15 protein-coding genes and 2 pseudogenes are annotated in these 18,330 nt (G+C 60.6%); 7 read left to right on the top strand and 10 right to left on the bottom strand.

Annotated features, from left to right (window positions below; genetic code table 11):
• Nucleotides 1–14: 14 nt before the first annotated feature.
• Both ACO08A_RS11290 and ftsE read right to left on the bottom strand, forming a co-directional pair.
• Entirely contained in the window at nucleotides 15–1,055 is a 1,041-nt protein-coding gene (locus tag ACO08A_RS11290) for a cell division protein FtsX (protein WP_422041156.1), read from the bottom strand.
• A 54-nt stretch (nucleotides 1,056–1,109) separates the two neighbouring features.
• A complete protein-coding gene (gene ftsE, locus ACO08A_RS11285) occupies nucleotides 1,110–1,769 on the bottom strand; it encodes a cell division ATP-binding protein FtsE (protein ID WP_421980370.1) in 660 nt (219 codons plus the stop codon).
• Nucleotides 1,770–1,963: 194 nt separating this feature from the next.
• Here ftsE and ACO08A_RS11280 point away from each other — a divergent pair, with 194 nt between their 5' ends.
• From ACO08A_RS11280 to ACO08A_RS11255, 6 genes are all read left to right on the top strand, one after another.
• Entirely contained in the window at nucleotides 1,964–2,914 is a 951-nt protein-coding gene (locus ACO08A_RS11280; RefSeq protein ID WP_422041155.1) for a zinc-ribbon domain-containing protein, read from the top strand.
• A gap of 2 nt (nucleotides 2,915–2,916) precedes the next feature.
• Entirely contained in the window at nucleotides 2,917–3,483 is a 567-nt protein-coding gene (gene hpt, locus ACO08A_RS11275) for a hypoxanthine phosphoribosyltransferase (protein WP_422041154.1), read from the top strand.
• Nucleotides 3,484–3,485: 2 nt separating this feature from the next.
• On the top strand, nucleotides 3,486–3,881 hold the full coding sequence (locus ACO08A_RS11270; protein ID WP_422041153.1) for a response regulator: 396 nt from the start codon (nucleotides 3,486–3,488) through the stop codon (nucleotides 3,879–3,881).
• A gap of 234 nt (nucleotides 3,882–4,115) precedes the next feature.
• Nucleotides 4,116–5,855 (top strand): caspase family protein, encoded by a 1,740-nt coding sequence (locus ACO08A_RS11265; RefSeq protein ID WP_422041152.1) that lies wholly within the window; start codon nucleotides 4,116–4,118, stop codon nucleotides 5,853–5,855.
• Between the two features lie 66 nt (nucleotides 5,856–5,921).
• Complete coding sequence (locus tag ACO08A_RS11260; RefSeq protein WP_422041151.1) at nucleotides 5,922–6,512, top strand: LysE family translocator; 591 nt, start codon at nucleotides 5,922–5,924, stop codon at nucleotides 6,510–6,512.
• 202 nt (nucleotides 6,513–6,714) lie between these two features.
• A complete protein-coding gene (locus ACO08A_RS11255) occupies nucleotides 6,715–8,277 on the top strand; it encodes a caspase family protein (RefSeq protein ID WP_422041150.1) in 1,563 nt (520 codons plus the stop codon).
• A 110-nt stretch (nucleotides 8,278–8,387) separates the two neighbouring features.
• On the opposite strand, the gene ACO08A_RS11250 is transcribed toward ACO08A_RS11255, so the two are convergent.
• From ACO08A_RS11250 to argH, 6 genes and pseudogenes are all read right to left on the bottom strand, one after another.
• Nucleotides 8,388–9,065, bottom strand: coding sequence for a hypothetical protein (locus ACO08A_RS11250; protein WP_422041149.1), 678 nt, complete (start codon nucleotides 9,063–9,065; stop codon nucleotides 8,388–8,390).
• Between the two features lie 22 nt (nucleotides 9,066–9,087).
• On the bottom strand, nucleotides 9,088–10,980 hold the full coding sequence (locus ACO08A_RS11245) for a CHASE2 domain-containing protein (protein ID WP_422041148.1): 1,893 nt from the start codon (nucleotides 10,978–10,980) through the stop codon (nucleotides 9,088–9,090).
• Between the two features lie 197 nt (nucleotides 10,981–11,177).
• A pseudogene (locus ACO08A_RS11240) lies at nucleotides 11,178–13,643 on the bottom strand (TIGR02302 family protein).
• Nucleotides 13,644–13,910: 267 nt separating this feature from the next.
• Nucleotides 13,911–15,185, bottom strand: coding sequence for a diaminopimelate decarboxylase (gene lysA, locus ACO08A_RS11235; RefSeq protein WP_422041147.1), 1,275 nt, complete (start codon nucleotides 15,183–15,185; stop codon nucleotides 13,911–13,913).
• A gap of 228 nt (nucleotides 15,186–15,413) precedes the next feature.
• Nucleotides 15,414–15,476: pseudogene (locus ACO08A_RS11230) on the bottom strand (hypothetical protein); the annotation flags it as partial.
• A gap of 116 nt (nucleotides 15,477–15,592) precedes the next feature.
• Nucleotides 15,593–16,978 carry an argininosuccinate lyase gene (gene argH, locus ACO08A_RS11225; protein ID WP_422041146.1) on the bottom strand — a complete coding sequence of 462 codons (1,386 nt, stop codon included), beginning with the start codon at nucleotides 16,976–16,978 and terminating at the stop codon, nucleotides 15,593–15,595.
• A 42-nt stretch (nucleotides 16,979–17,020) separates the two neighbouring features.
• Between argH and tlpA the strand changes: the two genes are divergently transcribed.
• Nucleotides 17,021–17,683, top strand: coding sequence for a thiol:disulfide interchange protein TlpA (gene tlpA, locus ACO08A_RS11220; protein ID WP_422041145.1), 663 nt, complete (start codon nucleotides 17,021–17,023; stop codon nucleotides 17,681–17,683).
• Nucleotides 17,684–17,737: 54 nt separating this feature from the next.
• On the opposite strand, the gene ACO08A_RS11215 is transcribed toward tlpA, so the two are convergent.
• Both ACO08A_RS11215 and ACO08A_RS11210 read right to left on the bottom strand, forming a co-directional pair.
• Nucleotides 17,738–17,944, bottom strand: a complete 207-nt coding sequence (locus ACO08A_RS11215) for a hypothetical protein (RefSeq protein WP_319384775.1) — start codon at nucleotides 17,942–17,944, stop codon at nucleotides 17,738–17,740.
• A 28-nt stretch (nucleotides 17,945–17,972) separates the two neighbouring features.
• Nucleotides 17,973–18,233, bottom strand: a complete 261-nt coding sequence (locus ACO08A_RS11210) for a hypothetical protein (protein WP_422041144.1) — start codon at nucleotides 18,231–18,233, stop codon at nucleotides 17,973–17,975.
• Between the last annotated feature and the right edge of the window lie 97 nt (nucleotides 18,234–18,330).

Here is an 18,330-nt window from a genome sequence, read left to right as displayed (position 1 = left end):
ATTGACCAATAAATTCAATCCACTTTCGCCAAATGAGCCTTGACGGCGAGCCCGGATGTCAGGGCAGTCAGGATCGCAACAAGGAAAACAACAGCCAGCACCCCAAGGTAACCCGGCAGGCTCACGGAGACGGAGCCGAACAGGGCCGAAAGCTGGTCGGACCCGGCCTGCCCGGACGCCTGGCGGGTCAGAAGATCCACGATCACGAAACACAGGATTGCTGCAACGCCACCCGAAACGCCGCCCTTGAGACCGAGCAGCAGGAAGTGCCGTTGAAACTCCCGCGCGATGAACCCGTCCTCTGCGCCGACGAAATGAAGCACGGACACCACATCCTTGTTGCCCGCCATGGCGGATTGCGTCGCGAAAACCACGCTGAGCACCATGGATCCGAGCACGAGGATCATGATCGCAACCCCTCCGGCAACGACCGCGCCGGCCATGGCGGACAGGCGTGACGTCCAGATCGAATGGTCGTCGACGCTTGCCCCCGTAACCTGCTGCGACACGGAGGTGCGCAGCTGTTGCAGATCGAGAAGTGCGGGGTCGCCGACGGAAATCTGGATCAACCTGGGGACCGGCAGCCCGTCGAGTTCAAGACCCTCACCGAGCCACGGCTCCAGGAGGGATTTCGTTTCCGCATCCGAAAGCGCCCGGACGGAACCGATCCCGGGGAACTCCTGCACCAGGGCGACGGCCTTGTCGATCTCCCGAAGCATGTCGACACCTTCCGTCGGCCGGATCTGGATCGTGATCTCCCGAACAAGATCGTTCTGCCAGGCGTCGGCGGCGTCCCAGACGATGGACACCGCGCCGACCGTCAGGCAGGCGAGGAAACTCATGATGGCGACCACGAGCGTCAGCGCCCGGCCGGCAACCGACTGCGGCGGCACGATTGCCGCAGACGGCCGGAGCTTGGCATCATCGCCCTGTTCCGGCTTTGCGGCTTTCGGCTTCGGCTTTTTCTTGGCCCGCTTGGGACGCCCTGGCCGGTCCGGCGGCTTGACTGCGACGACAGACGCCTGCTTGTCATCTTCTGTTTCTGGTTGGGCCATTCTGTTGCCTGGTTGTCTGTCTGCAGCCGAACCCGTTGCCTTGACGGGGTTTGTTCAGTCGAAAATCGAAAGGCGTCCGTCCGCCAGCACCATCCGCCGCGCATCCACCTGTTCCAGCAAGGCAATGTCGTGCGTCGCGATCACCACGGACGTGCCGAGTTTGTTCAATTCTATGAAAAGACGCAACAGACGGCGCGCAAGGGGCGGATCGACGTTGCCCGTAGGCTCGTCGGCAAGAAGAACCTCGGGCCTGGTGATGAGCGCTCTTGCGATCGCCGCACGCTGTTTCTCGCCCCCCGAAAGGACAGGCGGCAGCACATGCATCCTGTCTCCGAGCCCGACCCATTTCAGGAGGTCTATCACGTCTGCCCGGTAGTCGGATTCCTGCTTGCCGACAACGCGCAGCGGCAGGGCGACATTTTCGTAGGTCGTCAGATGGTCCAGCAGGCGAAAGTCCTGGAAGACGACACCGATCTTCCGGCGCAGCCGCGGCAGTTCCTGCTTGTCGATCACGCTCAGGTCGCGATTGAAAACCTTGATCAGTCCGCGTGTTGGCCGGAGCGACATGAACAGAAGCCGGATCAGGCTGGTCTTTCCGGCACCCGAAGGTCCGGTCAGGAACTGAAACGACTGCGGCTCGATCTGAAAGGTCAGATCGCGCAGGATTTCCGGTCCCATGCCGTATCTCAATCCGACATTCTCAAAGCGGATCACGAATATGTCTCCTGTTGATGGAGCGACGCTATAGCCATGCCGTTAACGGTGCATTAATCATATAAAGGTCCATTAGAATCCGGAAAGCCCATCATCGGAATTGCTGGCATTTGTCCAACATTTCGTGCCGGATTCCGCCCGATCGGTCACACGAGAACAGCACTTGAGCACGCCATGACGAAAGGTCTTCACAAATGAAGATCACATGTCCGGATTGCAGCACGTCCTACGAAATCAAGGCGGAAGCTGTAGGCCAGCAGGGGCGCAGCGTCAAATGCGCCAAGTGCGGCAACCGCTGGTTCGTGTCGGCGGATGAGGACGATACCGCCGAATTCAAGAACAAGGATGCCGGATCAGAACCCGGGCCCGACGATGACGGCGCCGGTCAGGACGAGGCGCAATGGGAAGCGGACGCGCAGGATGATGCCGGATCTTCGGTTGAAGATACCGGGGAAGACGGCGACAACACGCTCGGGTCCGCTGAGGACGAAGCGGACTTTGCCGCCGACGAGGACGAAGACGATTCGACCTCGAAAAAGGACGAGGACAAGTTTGCCGCCGACCTCGAAGACGACGAAAGCAGCGACGGCAACGAGGACATCGAGTCTCAGGCCAAGAGGCCGAAGATCATCGTCAACCCGGACAAGTTCCGGCGCAATCATATCGGCGCGGTCATCGGGTGGTTTGCGCGCCGCAACTTCCGGCGTATCGGCGGCGTCCTGATTTTCGCCGTCGCACTGGCCGCGGTGGCGTCCTTCGTGTTCCTGCGCGACGGCATGGTCAAACAGTCCCCCGATCTTGCCAGTCTTTTCCAGATCATCGGGTTCGAAGTCAATTTGCGCGGACTTGAATTCAGGAACCTGCGCACGTTTTCGGAGATCGAAGGCGGCAAGCAGATCCTCGTCGTCGAGGGATCGATCAGAAACATCCTCGACGAAACCAATTCCGTCCCGGCCGTCAGATTGTCGATTCGCAATTCGGACGTTCAGGAAGTATACGCTTGGACCGTCGAACCCCGGACCAAGACACTGAACGGGCTCGACGAAACCCGGTTCAGGACAATACTGGCCGACCCTCCGCAGGAAGCCTCCGACATACAGGTCCGTTTCGTCGACCGCGGCCAACGCCAGATAGTACTCGAGTGACCATGACAACAAACATCCATACGCTTTTCGACGAAGATGCCATCGCCACGCGGGTCGCAGCGCTCGCGCAGGAAATTGCCGAAGGCCAGCCCCGGGATCTGCTTGTCGTCGCTGTTCTGAAGGGCAGCTTCATTTTTGCCGCCGATCTTGTCAGGGCCATGCATCGCGCCCAGCTTGAGCCTGAAATGGAATTCATCCACCTGTCGTCCTATGGCGCCGGTACGGAAGGTTCGGACAACATCCGCGTTCTGCGCGACGTGGAGAGCGATGTGACCAACCGCGACATCGTCCTGGTGGACGACATCCTGGAATCGGGCCGCACGCTGGCCTTCGCGCGCGAGCGCCTCATGGAGCGCGGCGCGCGGTCCGTCAAGATCGCGGCGCTGCTGGATAAACCCGAGCGCCGCAAAGCTGCCATATCTGCAGACTATGTCGGGTTTGCCTGTCCTGATAAGTTTGTCGTCGGATACGGTATGGATATGGGCCACGCGTGGCGGCAGTTGCCCTTTATTGGATATGTTGCGCCTTCGGAAAACGAAGCGGCGGCTGACGGCAAGACAGGAGAGTGAGCATGGCTCGCATTCTTCTCACAGAAGACGATGACGCGGTAAGAAGCTTCGTGAAACGCGCGCTGGAGCTGGACGGACATACGGTCAGCGTCGCCGAGGATGGCGGCGAGGCCGTTGAAGTCCTGACCGACGAAGACGGCGGTTTCGACCTTCTTGTCTCCGATATCAAGATGCCCGTCATGGACGGCATCGCGCTTGCGCTGCACACCGCCCGCGACTTTCCCGACATGCCGATTCTGCTCATGACAGGCTTCGCCGATCAGCGCGAGCGGGCCAACGGATTGGACGCTCTGGTTCACGATGTCATCACAAAGCCGTTCTCGCTGGCCGACATCCGCAAGGCGGTGCGCAACGCCATTTCCGGCGTTCTGCCGGAGGACACGCGCAGATACGCGTAACCGATACGAATTCCACTGAATGACCGAATCGATTGGGAGTAGATCTGCCGATCGAAACCCGTGATACTTCTGCCAAACTTGCCCGTGCCAAGACTCGATTGCGGAGCAGGCGCCTTTGAAAGATCTGTTCGCCACAGGGTTGCCTTGGGCGACATGATTGCTTTTCTCGATCTTGTAGTTCGTTTATCGTCAACTGATTACATTTTTTCCTCCTTGCGAAAAAGGAGCAGACGCATGCTTCAGGGTTCGAAGGCATTCAGGTTTTTTGGCTTATTCGCAACTATCGTTTCCCTGGCTTTGCTTGCCAGCCCGGCCAATTCCGAAACGCGCGTGGCACTTGTCGTCGGTGTCGGCGCGTACGACAACGCCACCTATCTGGAGAACCCGACCCGCGATGCATCCGCCATTGGGCGGGCATTGATTGCTGCCGGGTTTGATGTCGATATCAGCCTGAATGCCGATCAGAGTAGCCTGGGGCAAGCGCTTCTCAAATTCATCAAGAAAACCGAAGGGGCCGACGCGGCGGTTTTCTATTTCGCCGGCCACGGTATTCAGATCAACACCAAGAACTATCTTCTTTCGAAAACCGCCAAGGTGGAGAATCCGCTTCTGATAGATCAGGATGGTTTCGAACTCGGAAGAATTCTCGACCTGATGACGCGAAATGCAAAAACAAGTATCGCGATCATCGACGCGTGCCGGAACAACCCGCTTGCCGATGCCCTGCAGGCTGCGACAGAGCCAAACGTGCGCAGCGCCTGGGGCATGTCCCGGGGATTGGCGCCGCTTCACAAGGCTTACGCCAACTCGTTCGTGGCCTTCGCGACGTCTCCGGGACGGGTAGCCTACGACGGCACCGAAGAACATTCGCCATTCACATCTGCGCTGCTGCGTCACATTTCGACGCCGGGCATTGAGATTTCAGCTCTCCTCAAACGGGTCACTGGTGACGTGCTGGATACCACTTCCGGGGGTCAGCGCCCCGAAATCGTGGCGTCGATGGCCAGAGAATTTTACTTTTATAAGCCGAACGTCACGATCGAAGGCGATGTGGTGGTCCAGCAGCCGGCCTCGCAGGAAACGACCGCTGTCGAATTGTTGCGCGCTGCGATGAACCTTCCTGCGGGCAGCAAACGCAGTTCGTCACTACGGCTGATTGTTGAGCGGTTTGAAGGCACGGCCACGGCTGAAATTGCCAAGAACCTCCTGGACTCCACAGCCGAACAAACAGTCTCATCAAAGGGGTCCCAAGAAAAATCCAACCCCGACGTGGTCGCAAAACTCGGGGACAGCAAGCCCAAAAAGGAACTTTCCAAAACGCAGGACAAGCCCGTTGCGCTCAGTCCGGAACAGGCCGAGCGAGCCTTGAGCCTCGACAGGGATCGGATTGCCGAAATCCAGAAAACCCTGAACCTCCTTGGCTATGACCTGGGGCGTGCCGATGGCGATTTCGGACAAAGATCCAGACGTGCACTCAGGAGCTTCCAGGTTGCCAATCGCGTTCCCCAAACAGGATTCCTGGATGCAAAGACGATCAACGCCTTGTCAAAAGCCATCGAGGCCGCTCCGAAATCATATGAAGGCGAATGGCAGCTGATTGTCTATCGGGAGTGGCTCGTTGATGACAAGGGTTGGGCACCTAACAAGAAAGGGACGAGAGAGGTTCTGGTTTCCGCAAGGCTCAGCGCGCGGGACAACAGGTTCTACATTCGCTCGTATCATTACCGGACGATTGAACCCTACGAACCCTTCTCCGATTTTGATGCAACTTATACAGATTCCGGCCGGGTTTCGCTGAGGGGCGGCATAAGCACCCACTTCAAGGACGCACAGTTTGTGGTGCCGAACATGAAACGTCTGTCCGCTACACTTCAGTTGCCGGAGATCGCACTTGTCAGAAAAAAAATCGACGCCAGCGCCAACAGAATAGATCCGCACTTGAAGTTCCATGTCAGTATGAGCCGCATCAGGTGAGGACTTGCAAATAGCGGTTCCCACGCGTTGATTGACGCGCTCGGTCGCATCTTCTAACACGCAGGCATGATCACATTCGCGTTCGCGGTTTTCTTCCTCATCATCACACCCGGGCCCGGCGTCCTGTCGGTAGCGGGTGTCGGTTCGGCCTTCGGCTTTGCCCCGGGCGCGCGCTATATCGGCGGATTGTTCGTTGGCACCAATCTGGTTGCGCTCGCGGTCGTGTCCGGCATGGCGGCGGTCATCCTCGCGAATGAGAACATCCGGGCCGTTCTCATGGTCGCGTCGATGGGATACCTGATCTATCTCGCCTACAGGATCGCGTTCGCTGGCTCGCGCATCGGTTTCAGCGAGGCGAAAAAGGCGCCCGGTTTCTGGTCCGGCATTATCCTGCAAACAGTGAATCCGAAGGCCTACGCGGTGAACACCGCGCTCCTGACCGGGTTCGCGTTCTGGCCGGAGAGCCTGTTTGTCGAACTGGTCCTGAAGTTCCTGATCATGAACATGATCTGGTTGCCGATCCATTTCATCTGGCTTTATGCGGGCATGGCGTTGCACCGCCTCGATCTGGACCCGCGCGTGCAGCGCCGCATCAACTTCGCGATGGCGGCATCGCTTCTGGCCGTTGTCGCCCTGGCGTTCTTCGCGCAATCCTGATCCCGGTTGAAGCCGGCCATCGCGTAACATTCCTGAACGGAACTGCGCGTTTCTGCGTCATCTTGAGGTGTTTCGGCCTCTTGTTATAGACTTCCCGAGGTGCAGGCGATCGCCCGGCATCCGGCGCTCCTGCGATCGATACGGGACCGGGAAGACCGGAGCAGGGCGGTTCGCAAAAATGCACCAGTGACGGGGTGGGGTGATGCGTCGCGTTCTTCTGGGACTGTTCGTGTTGATTTTCCTGGCAACGGCCAAGGGTCTTGCCGCGGAAAAACGCGTTGCCCTGGTGATCGGCAACGCGACCTACGAACATGCCGGCGAATTGGCCAATCCCCTGAACGATGCTGACGATATTGCCGGAAAACTCGAGACCCTCGGCTTCGAGGTAGTGAAGGGGACGGATCTGGACTTCACCGGCATGCGGCGCACCGTCCGGGATTTCGTGAACTCTCTGCGGGACGCGGATATCGCTCTGTTCTACTACGCCGGACACGGACTGCAGGTTCGGGGCAGGAATTACCTGGTTCCCGTCGACGCCCAGCTGCGCTCGGAAAACGATATCGATTTCGAAGCGATGCCGATTTCCCTGGTCATGTCCGCGATGGAGCGCTTGAGCAAGACCAACCTGATTTTCCTGGACGCCTGCAGGAACAACCCCCTGGCCCGCAATCTTGCCCGCTCGATGGGAACCCGGTCCACCTCCGTCGGCAACGGCCTGGCCCGGATCGGTTCCGGTGTCGGCACACTTGTTTCCTTTTCCACCCAGCCCGGAAATGTCGCCCTGGACGGTGACGGCCGCAACAGCCCGTTCACGGCGGCCCTCGTCGAGCATCTCGGGCACCCCGGAGAAGATATTTCGCAAAGCCTGGTGCGGGTCCGCGTCGATGTTCTTCAGGCAACCGGCGGCCAACAGATCCCCTGGGAAAACTCATCCCTGACCGGAAAGGTCATCCTGAAGCAGCAACAGACCTCGGCGACCGGCCCGACACCCGACCTGCAGATCGAGCTGGCTTACTGGAACTCCATCAAGGACGCGACCGACACAGAATATTTCGAGAGCTATCTGTCGCAATATCCGAACGGAAAATTTGTAGCAATCGCGCGTCTGAAACTGCAGGATCTGAAACGTCCGAGGACGTCCGCGAAAGAACCCGCCGAACCCCCGAAACCGGTCGAGAACAACCCGTCTGCAGACCCCCAGGTCGCGGTTCTGCAGCCGCAGGAAGAACCTAATCGAGAACAACAGCCGCCCGAGACCGGGAACGACAAGGCCCTTGTCCGGTCCCTGCAGGCCGAACTCAACCGCCTTGGCTGCAAGGCCGGAACGGCGGACGGCGTCTGGGGTCGCAAAAGCAGGCAGGCGCTGGAAAACTATGCCCGGCATTCGGGCCGCAGCGTTGCGGCACTGGACGTGTCACCGGATCTTCTGGAGCGGCTCAAACGCGATCCGTCGCGCGTCTGCCCGGCCGCCAACGGACCGGGTTTGAACGGCAGCTGGATGCTTGTCCGCATTTCCAGGGGACCATGCGGCTGGGCGCGACAAAGTCAGATCGTTCAGATCAGGGACGGTGTCATCACCCGCGGCACCAACTGGAAGGGAACGGTCAGCGAAACCGGCCGTGTCGATATCAAGCTCTATTTTTTTCACGAGGGCCGAACTCAAAGCAATACTCTGACCGGAACAATCGGCGAGGATGGCGGCAAGGGGACGTTCCGGCACGATCAGGGCAATTGCCGCGGCAATTTCACGATGACCCGGCAGTAAAGTCTTCAACTCCGGTTCTGTCATCCACCGCCATTCGGACTGAAAGGGCTATTGCCTGCGCGTCCGCCGGAGATACCAGGGCTGCCTGAAATCCGATTGGGCTAGGGCCCTCATTGCGGCAGGTCGTCCAGCTTGAACCCGGCCGAGCGCAACAGGTCGCCAAAGCCCGTCTGATCCGTCACCCGCGCCCGTCCCGAAGGATCGTTTTCCGTCACGAAGCCGAGCGCGTCGAACCAGGCGCCTCGGGACGCGGCGTCCGCGGCGTCTTCGGCCAATCGGCCCTCGCGGCGCTCAACAAGGCCCTTTGCCGGAACGAAGAGCTCACCCGTGTTTTCATCGGCAAGCAGGACCTTGAACTCGTAAATCCGCCCCGGCGCCAAAGGTTCGCCGGTCATGGCCAGATCAAGGGCATAGAGGCCGGGGCCGAGATCTCCGCTCATTGTCCTTTCCGCAACAGGCGCGCCGCCACTCAGCGGGACGAGTTCGGCACGCATGACCCCCTTTTTCGGAGCGTTAAGTGACCACAGCAGTGCAGGAGAGGCCGCGAGGCTGACCCCGCCGCCTTCCGGTATCAGAATCTGGACAACCCCGGGCGCAGAGAGGATTTCCCGCGTTCCGGCCCCGATCCTGTCTGCAGGCGCGCCGGCCGCAGGCGGCACGAAGACGATCTTTGTGGCAGGCAGATCCTGATCCGGGGCACCGGTTGTCCAGATGAACACAAGCGCACCCAAGCTCCCCACGGCTGTCGCGGCGAGCATCAATATTATGGTGCGCAAAACGCTTCTCACGGAAATGCCCTTACGAACATGTCTATAAAAGCCCCTTTATCAGCAGGATCCGGTGTTTTCTCTGCCCGTCATCGTGCAGCAACTCTCCAGCCGGTTCGAGCGCGGCAAAGCCATCCAGGAGCTGCGCAAATTCTTCCGAGCAGCAGATCGTTACGCTGTCGCCGGCCCGGTCATTGACCGTCTTGCCGAAACTCTCGATCCGGGCGGCGGTATTCACCGTGTTTCCGATGAGATTGTATTTCATTGCGTGCGTTCCGCCAATTGCGCCGCCAAAGACCTCTCCGCAATGCAAGCCGATACGCAGGTGGTAAGGCCAGTTTGTTTTGCCTTGCGCATTCAGGCGGTTAATCGTGTCACGCATCGCAAGCGCGCAAGCGCATGCGGCGCGGGCGTCGGCCTGTTCCGGACAATCGACCTGATTCGGCAGGGGCGCGCCGAACGCCACCAGAATACCGTCTCCGGTATATTTCTCCACGAATCCCCGGTGATCTGCCGCATCGGCTCCCAGAGCGTCGAGTACCGTGCTCATCCAGTCCATGAAGTCCTCGGGTTCGGCCCCACCGCTCACACGGGTCGAGCCTGCAATATCCGCATAAAGCAGACTGACGGTCAGCCGGCGCGGAACGGGCTTTCCGCCAATCAGGATCTGCTCCCGCTGCAACCAGATTTCCTGCGAAAGTTCAGGTGACAGCTGGCTTTGAAACAGTTTTGAAAGCGTGGTCCGCTGGCGGCGCGCCACGATTGCGACGATTGAGAAGGACATCAGGAACGAAACCAGCCAGGCCAGCACGACAGGTACGGCGGGCAGCCAGGCTCCCAGGCTCATGGCGCCCGACATCAGGATCAGAACCGACAGTGCGCCGCCGAGACTGACGGCGAAGGTCAGGGCGGCATTGCGCAGGAACAGGGCGATCGCAGCACCGATCAGGGCCGCAACGGCAACAAACAGGCTTTGAAGCGGTTTCGGAACATCCCACAGCGGCTGCAAGTCTCCCGCAGCATGATCGAGAATTTGCTGAACGATCGTCGCGTGCAGTTGAAGACCGTAGACGAACCTTGCGCCGGAGCGCCGGTTCACCGGCGTGACGAAGTGGTCCTTGATCGTGTCGCTGATCAGTCCGATCAGCACGGCCTTGCCGCGAAGCGCGCCGTCCTCGATGTTTCCCTCAAGCAGATCGCGTGCGTCGACAACCGGTGACATTGGCGGCGTATTCGGAAACCGGGTCATGACCTGGTAACCCGTTGTATCCACCTCATTGTAGCTGCCGAACCCCGGGGGCAGGGGCGGGACAGGCATCTGGCCGAGGAGAACGACACGGGTGTCGGCCGGCGAAGGCACCGGGTCGGTGCTGCCGAGCATGTTCATCGCGAGTTTCATCGCAAAGGACAGATGCAGGGCTTCGCCATCCCTGACAAGCAGGAGGGACCGTCTCGTGACACCGTCGACATCAAGGGGCACATCGGAAAACCCGAAGGTGCCCGCCTGCTCCGACACGGAGGGTGCGCGGATCAGGATGCTGCCGTCTTCGGCGAGCTTCGTGATCGTGACGACACGGCTGTCTTTCAGGATCGCATCAAGCGTTTCGGACCCGGGTTCGACCGGCCGGTCGCGGTAAATGTCAATGCCCACGGTGGCGGCATCCGCATCAAGCGCCGCGCCCGTGATCTGAGCCAGCTTGTCGTCCGAGAGCGGCCAGCCCCAGTCGCCGAGATCCGATTCGTAGATCGCGACAACAACGACGTCCTCGGTCTGGCCGCTTTCGGCCAGATAAGATGTCGTGAAATCATAGTGGGCCAGCTCGAGAGACTGCAGCAAGCCCGCATGACGGAGCAGGATCACCACGAGAAACACGAAGGCGGACACTGCAAGCCACAGCGCGATCGACATGTTTCGCGACAGAATCCACCCCGGCATATTCATCCCTGGTCAGCGTGTTTCCAGGGATCATATCCCGAGTCCGGATAAAAGCCACTGCCGCTGCATAGAGGCACGAAAAGCGCCGATCGCTGACGCCGGATGCACGATGCATCGTTGTTTGCCTGTCATGGAAGCCTGTCATGGAAGAAAGCAGTGATCCGGCCCACCGCAGGAGGTGCCGGCTCACAGGTCGATCAATACCGCTTCAGAAGCCGTTCCAGATAGTCCAGTTCCAGTTGCGGCCGGGACGGGTCGGAGAAGCGTCTGCGCAATTCCTCCAGGATGCGGCGCGCCCGCTGCACGTCGATTTCGTCCGGGATCTGGACACGGTTGTTGAAATCAGGCCCTTCAGTGCGCCGCGGCCGTCCGAGCGGGTCCTCGTCGAGCGGCGAGGGTCCGTTGGGGTTCCCGGCACCTTCGCCCTGTCCCATCATCTGCTCGGTCATGCTCTGGGCACCGCGCCGCAGCGCATCAAGCGCATCGCCCTGTTGCCCGAGGGCCTGCTGGCCCTGCCCCTGTCCGAGGGACTGCTGGGCATCTCCCATGGATTCGCCCGCCTGGCCGAGCGCCTCGTTCTGGCCCATGCCGTTCTGGCCGAGCTGATCCATCAGCTGCTGCAGCTGCTGCGCCAGGTCACCCTGGCCCTGCTGAAGCTGCTGGAGCATCTGTTCGAGCTGCTCCTGGGTCAGCTGCTGTCCCTGGCCCTGTTGCCCTTGTTGCTGCTGGCCCTGCTGCTGATTGCCGCGCTGACGCTGCTGATCCTGGTTGAACCGGTGGGTTTCATCCATCAGCTGCTGCTGTTGCTGGATCATCTCACCAAGCTGGTTGAGCATCTCCATCATTTCGCTGTTCATGCCTTCCGGCATCATCTGCGGCCTGCCGGCCTGGAGATTTTCCAGCATCTGCTGCATCTGAGCCAGAAGCTCGCGCGCGGCATCGCGCGACCCAGTCCGGGCGAGTTCCTCGATCCGGTCCAGCATCTCGCTCAGATCCTGCTGATTGAGCGTCTGCTGGTTTCCGTCGAACGGCTGCATCGCCTGCGGGTTCTGGCGCATCTGTTCCGCCAGCGCCTGCATGTATTCGTTCAGTGCCTCGCGCAGCTCCTGCGTCAGCCTGGCGATTTCCTCGTCGCTTGCACCTTCTTCCAGGGCCTTGCGCAGGGCTTCCTGGGCATCTCTCAGTTTCCGTTCGGCAGCAGACAGGTCGCCATCCTCGATCGACAGCGCCAGATCCCACAGAAGCGGCAGCATCGCCTTGAGGTCGTCATCGGTTTCCGCGCTTGTCAGCTCGCCATAGGCAAACCGCATGCCCAGGTAGTTGCGCGCCCTGAAATCGAACAGTTCGGGCGCAAGCATCAGGGCGTCCATGGCCGTGATCACCTGCGCGTGGTTCTGCGCGTCGAGGGCAAGGTTGCGGCGCTGTTCGACGATCGCCCGCGCCAGCGGCTTGGCGAAGCGGCGTTGCGGCAGCGTGATGCGGTAAGGCGGCGACAGGCCTTCCTGCGAGGCCTGGTCGCGGGCAAGGAGGGTCAGGTCGACTTCGGACCCCGCCCAGGGGTGCGAGGTCAGATCGCGGATGGTCTCAGCCGTCTTGGCCGTTCCGGAACGCGGCGGCAGGGACAGCGGAAACTGGGGCGCCTCGACGAGCGGGCGCGGAACCCGGTCCTGATGATCCGGATTGGGCAGGGGCGTGATCCGCGCCTCGGCGGCGACGACGCCATAGTCGTCATTCACGAGATAGGAGAATTTGAGCGCACCGCTCAGCTGCGCTTCCGGGTCATCGGTCAGACGGATTTCAGGCGCATCATCCGGCTTGACCGCAAACACGAACCTCAGGAAAGGCTCTTCGGGTGCGTCCGTGTTGGAGAGTTCGACGACCCCGGTCGTTTCAAGGGTCAGCCGCCTTTCGACAGGCAGCAGCTTGGCAAGGTCGGCGTCGGTTTCATCGCCGAGGGCCTGGTCCGGTTCGATGACGGTAGGCTCGGCGTCATCCGGACCGGCAAACGTCATGCTGATTTCCTGCGACCCTTGCGAGCGCACCACGAGCACCGAGCCTTCGGGCACGTTGACCGGTGCGCCGGCATCGCGCAGCTACGCACTCTCCCCGGTAAGGTAGACCGGCGGCTCGCTCGTGTAGATCGGGGGCGTGACCCAGGCATCCAACCGGCTCGGCGGCTCGACGGTCTTGAACGGGTTCTGGAATGCGGATGTCAGGCGGCCCATATGGTCGCCCTTGGCAGCGGCGAATCCGATCACGAGCAAGCTGGCGGCCAGAACCCGCAGCGCCCAGGGATCCCGCCGGAAGGCCTGCGGATCCGGTGCTTTCGAGCGGATCAACGCGACGGCCTCGGCGGTCCGCCGCTGGTGCAGGGCCCAGATTGCCCGGCTTTCTGCATTGTCGGAGCCGACCGAAAGATCATCTTCGAGCGTCGTCAGCGGCCGGTGCTTGTAGCCTGAGGTTTTTTCAACACGCTGCAGCGCGTCGTCACGCGACGGCCATGTCAGGCGGACCAAGTCCTTCGATGCCCAGACCACCGCGCCGGCGAAGAGCGCAATTCCGGCCAGCCCGATCCACACGGGCAAAACTGTCCACAGCCCAAGCCAGGACAGGCCGACATAGATACCGACGACGACGAGCACGGGCAGCACCGCGCGCCACAAGCGTTCGACGAACAGGGAAACCCGGCTTTGGCCGATCAGTGTCTCAAGGCGTGACTGGATGAAGTCCCGCCAACCGGATGCCCCGGTATCCTTCGACCTGCCTGTATCCTGATCGCTCTCTATCCGGCTCAAAGGCACCTCCGGTTCGTATCCCGATGCCGAGGCAACCGCGGTCACCGGCGTCAGGATTGGCCCACCACCCTATAAAGTGAGGCATAAGCAGCCATCCGGCAACCGGTCGGAGCAACTAATTACGGACCGATTGCGTCACGAAGCCTTGAGCCAATCCGGCATTTGATCGAGTCCGAGCAGTTCGTCATAGGACGGTCGCGGACGCACGACCGCGAATTGATCTGCGTTTACGAGCACTTCCGGGATCAGAAGACGCGAATTATAGGTGCTGGACTGCACCGCGCCGTAGGCACCGGCGGAATAGATCGCCAGGATATCCCCAGCCTCCACTTTCGCCATGTCGCGGTCCTGCGCGAGAAAATCCCCGGTTTCGCACACCGGTCCGACGATATCCGCCCTGATTCGGTCAAGATCGCCGCGATCTTCCTTCATCGGCCGAACCTCGTGATGGGCTTCATAGAGAGTTGGCCGGATCAGGTCGTTCATGGCCCCGTCCACGATGACAAAGGTCTTGTCGGCGCCGTCTTTCACATAGATTACGCGCGTCACCAGGATGCCGGCATTGCCGGCGATCAGCCGGCCCGGTTCGAACATGACGGTACAATCGAGCTCACGGACGTGTTTCTTGACCACCTGTGCGTAGGCATCGGGATGCGGCGGCGGATCGTTGTCGCTGACATAGGGAATGCCCAGACCGCCGCCCAGATCGACGTGATCGATCTTGTGGCCCTGGCCACGCAGGTCGGATATCAGCTCTCCGAGACGGGCAAAGGCATCATCGAACGGTCCGAGCTCGGTGATCTGGGAGCCGATATGCATGTCGATGCCGGTGACCTCGATGCCCGGAAGTTTTGCAGCATGAGCGTAGACTTCACGCGCGCGCTGCCACGGAATGCCGAACTTGTTCTCCGCCTTGCCGGTGGCGATCTTCGCATGGGTTTTCGCATCGACATCCGGGTTGATGCGCATGGAGACCCGCGCGACGCGCCCCATCTCGCTCGCAACGCGGGAAAGCTGCTGCAGTTCCGGCTCCGACTCCACGTTGAAGCACAGAATATCCTCTTGCAGGGCATAGGCCTGCTCGGCCTCGGTCTTGCCGACACCGGAAAACACGATCTTGCTGGCGGGAACGTCTGCGGCCCTCGCCCGGCGCAACTCGCCTTCCGACACCACGTCCATGCCCGCACCGAGCTGTCCGAGCGTTTTCAGGACGGCCTGGTTCGAGTTCGCCTTCATCGCATAACAGACCAGCGACGGAATATCGTCGAAAGCGGACGCGAACACCTGGTAGTGCCGGGTCAGCGTGGCGGTCGAGTAGCAGTAGAAGGGCGTGCCGACCGCACGCGCAATCTCCTCGATTGCGACATCCTCGGCATGAAGCGCGCCGTTTTTGTAGTCGAAATGATGCAAGACTGCCTCGCTGAGCTGTCTGAAAACCTCGTGCAGACCTGGATGCGCCCCCGATCCTCGCTGCAGTTGGTGTCAGTTGATCAGGAAATCCAGAAAGAAGGACCTGTCGTCGGTTTCCGGCTCAAGTTCCGGCGGTGCCGGCGCTGTTGCGGGATCAACCGGTTCCGACAGTGTGTTTTGTTGTTCCACCGGCGTTCCGGGAACATCCAGATCGCCCTTCCGGCCGCATGCGGCCAAGGTTGTGCTCAGACACAGACAGACCACTGCCAGAGTTCTGATCCGGATCACCATGCGACACTTGCCCTTTTCGGAATTCACCTCGTTCGTTCTTCTCCTCGCACGGCACGAGCCATTCGGCAAGACCATAGGGTTGAATGGGTGTTGCGCGGGGAGAATTTGCAGAGTTGCTAGTCCCTTGAAAGGTCCTTCAGCCAGCGACGCGCCTGTTTGCGCACATTGACCGGCGACGTGCCGCCGTAACTCGTGCGGCTGCGGACCGACTTGTCCACCGACAGCACCGAGAACACTTCCGCGGTGATCTTCGGATCGACCTGCTGCATGTCCTCAAGCGGCACCTTGTGCAGCTCGACGCCCCTCTCTACCGCAAGACCGACAATGCGGCCGGTGACATGATGGGCATCGCGGAACGGCATGCCGAGCACGCGCACAAGCCAGTCGGCAAGGTCGGTCGCGGTGGAATAGCCTGATCCCGCCGCCTTCTTCATCGACTTGGTGACCGGTTCGAGATCGCGCACCATGCCGGTCATGGCGGCAAGAGCGAGCGAAACGCTCGCGAGACCGTCGAAGGCCTGTTCCTTGTCTTCCTGCATGTCCTTGGAGTAGGCCAGCGGCAGCCCCTTCATCATCACCAGCAGCGCCTGCAGGGACCCGTAGATACGACCTGTCTTGGCGCGCACGAGTTCGGCCGCATCCGGATTTTTCTTTTGCGGCATGATCGACGAGCCGGTCGAGAACTTGTCCGAAAGCTTCACGAAGCCGAACTGGGCGGAGCACCAGACGACGATTTCCTCGGCGAGACGCGACAGGTGCATCGCCGTCAGCGACGCCGCCGAAAGCGCCTCGATGACAAAATCCCGGTCGGACACCGCGTCCAGAGAATTGGCGGTCGGCCGGTCGAAGCCCAGCGCTTCGGCGGTCATCTTGCGGTCGATCGGAAAGGACGTTCCGGCAAGGGCGGCCGCCCCGAGCGGACATTCGTTCATCCGCTTGCGGGCATCACGCACGCGGCCACGGTCGCGGGCGAACATTTCCACATAGGCGAGCAGATGGTGCCCGAACGTCACCGGCTGTGCGGACTGCAGATGGGTAAAACCGGGCATCACGTCGGCTGCATGCGTCTCCGCCTTCGCGGCAAGGGCCTGCATGATCTCGCCGAGCTGCTGATCCAGCGTGTCGAGCGTATCGCGGACCCACAGGCGGAAATCCGTTGCAACCTGATCGTTTCTGGAGCGCGCCGTATGCAGGCGTCCCGCCGCCGGGCCGATGAGTTCTGCAAGACGCGCTTCCACGTTCATGTGGATGTCTTCGAGGGCGCGCGAGAACTTGAAATCGCCTTTTTCGATCTCTGACAGGATTGTGTCTAGACCCTCGACGATCTTGTCGGCATCGTCCTGCGTGACAATCTCTTTTTGAGCGAGCATGCGCACATGGGCTTTCGAGCCGTCGATGTCCTGCCTATATAGCTTCCGGTCGTAGTCGATAGAGGCATTGATCTCCTCCATGATGGCGTCCGGTCCTTCGGCGAACCGGCCGCCCCACATGCGATTGCTCATGTCCTGTCCTTTAAAGAGGCGCCCCTTGCGAGGTGTGAACGAATGAATAAGCCAACCGAACCCGTCAAGAGCCCGAAGCGCGGCGTGATCCTGGCCGGTCTCGCGGGTGCGGCAGCTGCTGTAGCGGCTCTATACGTGATCGCCGGTCCGAATGGCAACATCGCCAGTGCGCAAAGCTGCACTGCAGCCCTTTCGGCCGCCGCCGCCGCAAAGCCCCATGCAAAGGGGGAAGTGGCGGCATTCCTCCCGGCCAGCGAACCACTGGGCCTCAAAACGCTCGCGTTCAAGGGTCCGGAAGGTCAGGATATGACCATGGAAGACTTCAAGGACAAGACGGTCCTGCTCAACCTCTGGGCCACCTGGTGTGCGCCCTGCCGCGAGGAAATGCCAGCGCTCGACCAGCTGCAGGCCGAACTCGGGGATGACAGCTTCGAGGTCGTGGCCGTGAGCCTCGACCGCGGAGGCCCGGAAAAACCGAAGAAGTTTCTCGATGAAATCGGTGTCGAAAGCCTGACATTCTACCAGGACAGTTCGAACGGCCTGTTGAAGGACCTGCGCAAGGTCAGCCGCGCCACCGGCCTGCCGACGACAATTCTGATCAATGAAGAGGGATGCGAAGTCGGCACCATGTACGGACCGGCCCATTGGGCGTCCGGCGAGGCAAAGACGCTGATCCGGTCAGCGCTCGGGAAGGACGGCGCCTGACCGAGTGGACCGGTTTGATGCCATGAAATGGGTTTCTATCTATGACGGTTGGTATCAGACCGTGACGTCGACAGCTTCGCCGAGACCGGGAATCTTCCGGTTTTCACGGCGCTCTTCTTCCTGGGTTGCCTGAGCATCCTCGAGCCGGCTGGCGACCTGACGCTCCTGGTCCGCCTGGTCCTTGACCGCATTGATCGCAAACTCGTTCCGGATCTTGGCAACGTCGTAGGACGCCGAGGGGCTGTCTGAAACTGTCGTCATGCCTGCAGGGCCTCTTTTCTGGCGCGTGTTAGATCGAGATATCGAGCCTGTTGCCAAGTCCGTCTTCCGGACTGCGGTTCTGCGCCCGGTTTTCAAGCTTTTCCGCCTGATCACTGAGAAATTCGGCACGGCTCGTGCTGAACGCGGCCTGTCTCTGAACGGTTTCGGCCGCCGCTTCGGACTGGCGCGCGCTGAGCACCTTCACCTGCTCGGCGGTCTTCTCGATACGAGACGCGCTGAGCGACGGCTGAAATGCCTGCGTTGATGTGCTTGCGATTGCCTCAGACATCTTTGGTCCAAACACGGGGTTCAAGTTGAGGATAAGTTTGCACCATCTACCTGAATTAAAACGTAAAAATCAGGCTGTTCCTGAGGTCTTGCTCAAG

The sequence above is a fragment of the Roseibium sp. genome, from assembly GCF_965232425.1.
In the GTDB taxonomy this organism is placed as follows: Bacteria; Pseudomonadota; Alphaproteobacteria; order Rhizobiales; family Stappiaceae; genus Roseibium.
Note: the sequence above shows the minus strand (reverse complement) of the source record. Positions and strands in the feature narration are given on the sequence as shown.

Excerpts from the sequence above, each read along its gene's own strand:
- ACO08A_RS11290 (WP_422041156.1), bottom strand. The coding sequence starts at position 1,055 with ATGGCCCAACCAGAAACAGAAGATGACAAGCAGGCGTCTGTCGTCGCA.
- ACO08A_RS11280 (WP_422041155.1), top strand. The coding sequence starts at position 1,964 with ATGAAGATCACATGTCCGGATTGCAGCACGTCCTACGAAATCAAGGCG.
- hpt (WP_422041154.1), top strand. The coding sequence starts at position 2,917 with ATGACAACAAACATCCATACGCTTTTCGACGAAGATGCCATCGCCACG.
- ACO08A_RS11270 (WP_422041153.1), top strand. The coding sequence starts at position 3,486 with ATGGCTCGCATTCTTCTCACAGAAGACGATGACGCGGTAAGAAGCTTC.
- ACO08A_RS11265 (WP_422041152.1), top strand. The coding sequence starts at position 4,116 with ATGCTTCAGGGTTCGAAGGCATTCAGGTTTTTTGGCTTATTCGCAACT.
- ACO08A_RS11260 (WP_422041151.1), top strand. The coding sequence starts at position 5,922 with ATGATCACATTCGCGTTCGCGGTTTTCTTCCTCATCATCACACCCGGG.
- ACO08A_RS11255 (WP_422041150.1), top strand. The coding sequence starts at position 6,715 with ATGCGTCGCGTTCTTCTGGGACTGTTCGTGTTGATTTTCCTGGCAACG.
- ACO08A_RS11245 (WP_422041148.1), bottom strand. The coding sequence starts at position 10,980 with ATGCCGGGGTGGATTCTGTCGCGAAACATGTCGATCGCGCTGTGGCTT.
- argH (WP_422041146.1), bottom strand. The coding sequence starts at position 16,978 with ATGAGCAATCGCATGTGGGGCGGCCGGTTCGCCGAAGGACCGGACGCC.
- tlpA (WP_422041145.1), top strand. The coding sequence starts at position 17,021 with ATGAATAAGCCAACCGAACCCGTCAAGAGCCCGAAGCGCGGCGTGATC.
- ACO08A_RS11215 (WP_319384775.1), bottom strand. The coding sequence starts at position 17,944 with ATGACGACAGTTTCAGACAGCCCCTCGGCGTCCTACGACGTTGCCAAG.
- ACO08A_RS11210 (WP_422041144.1), bottom strand. The coding sequence starts at position 18,233 with ATGTCTGAGGCAATCGCAAGCACATCAACGCAGGCATTTCAGCCGTCG.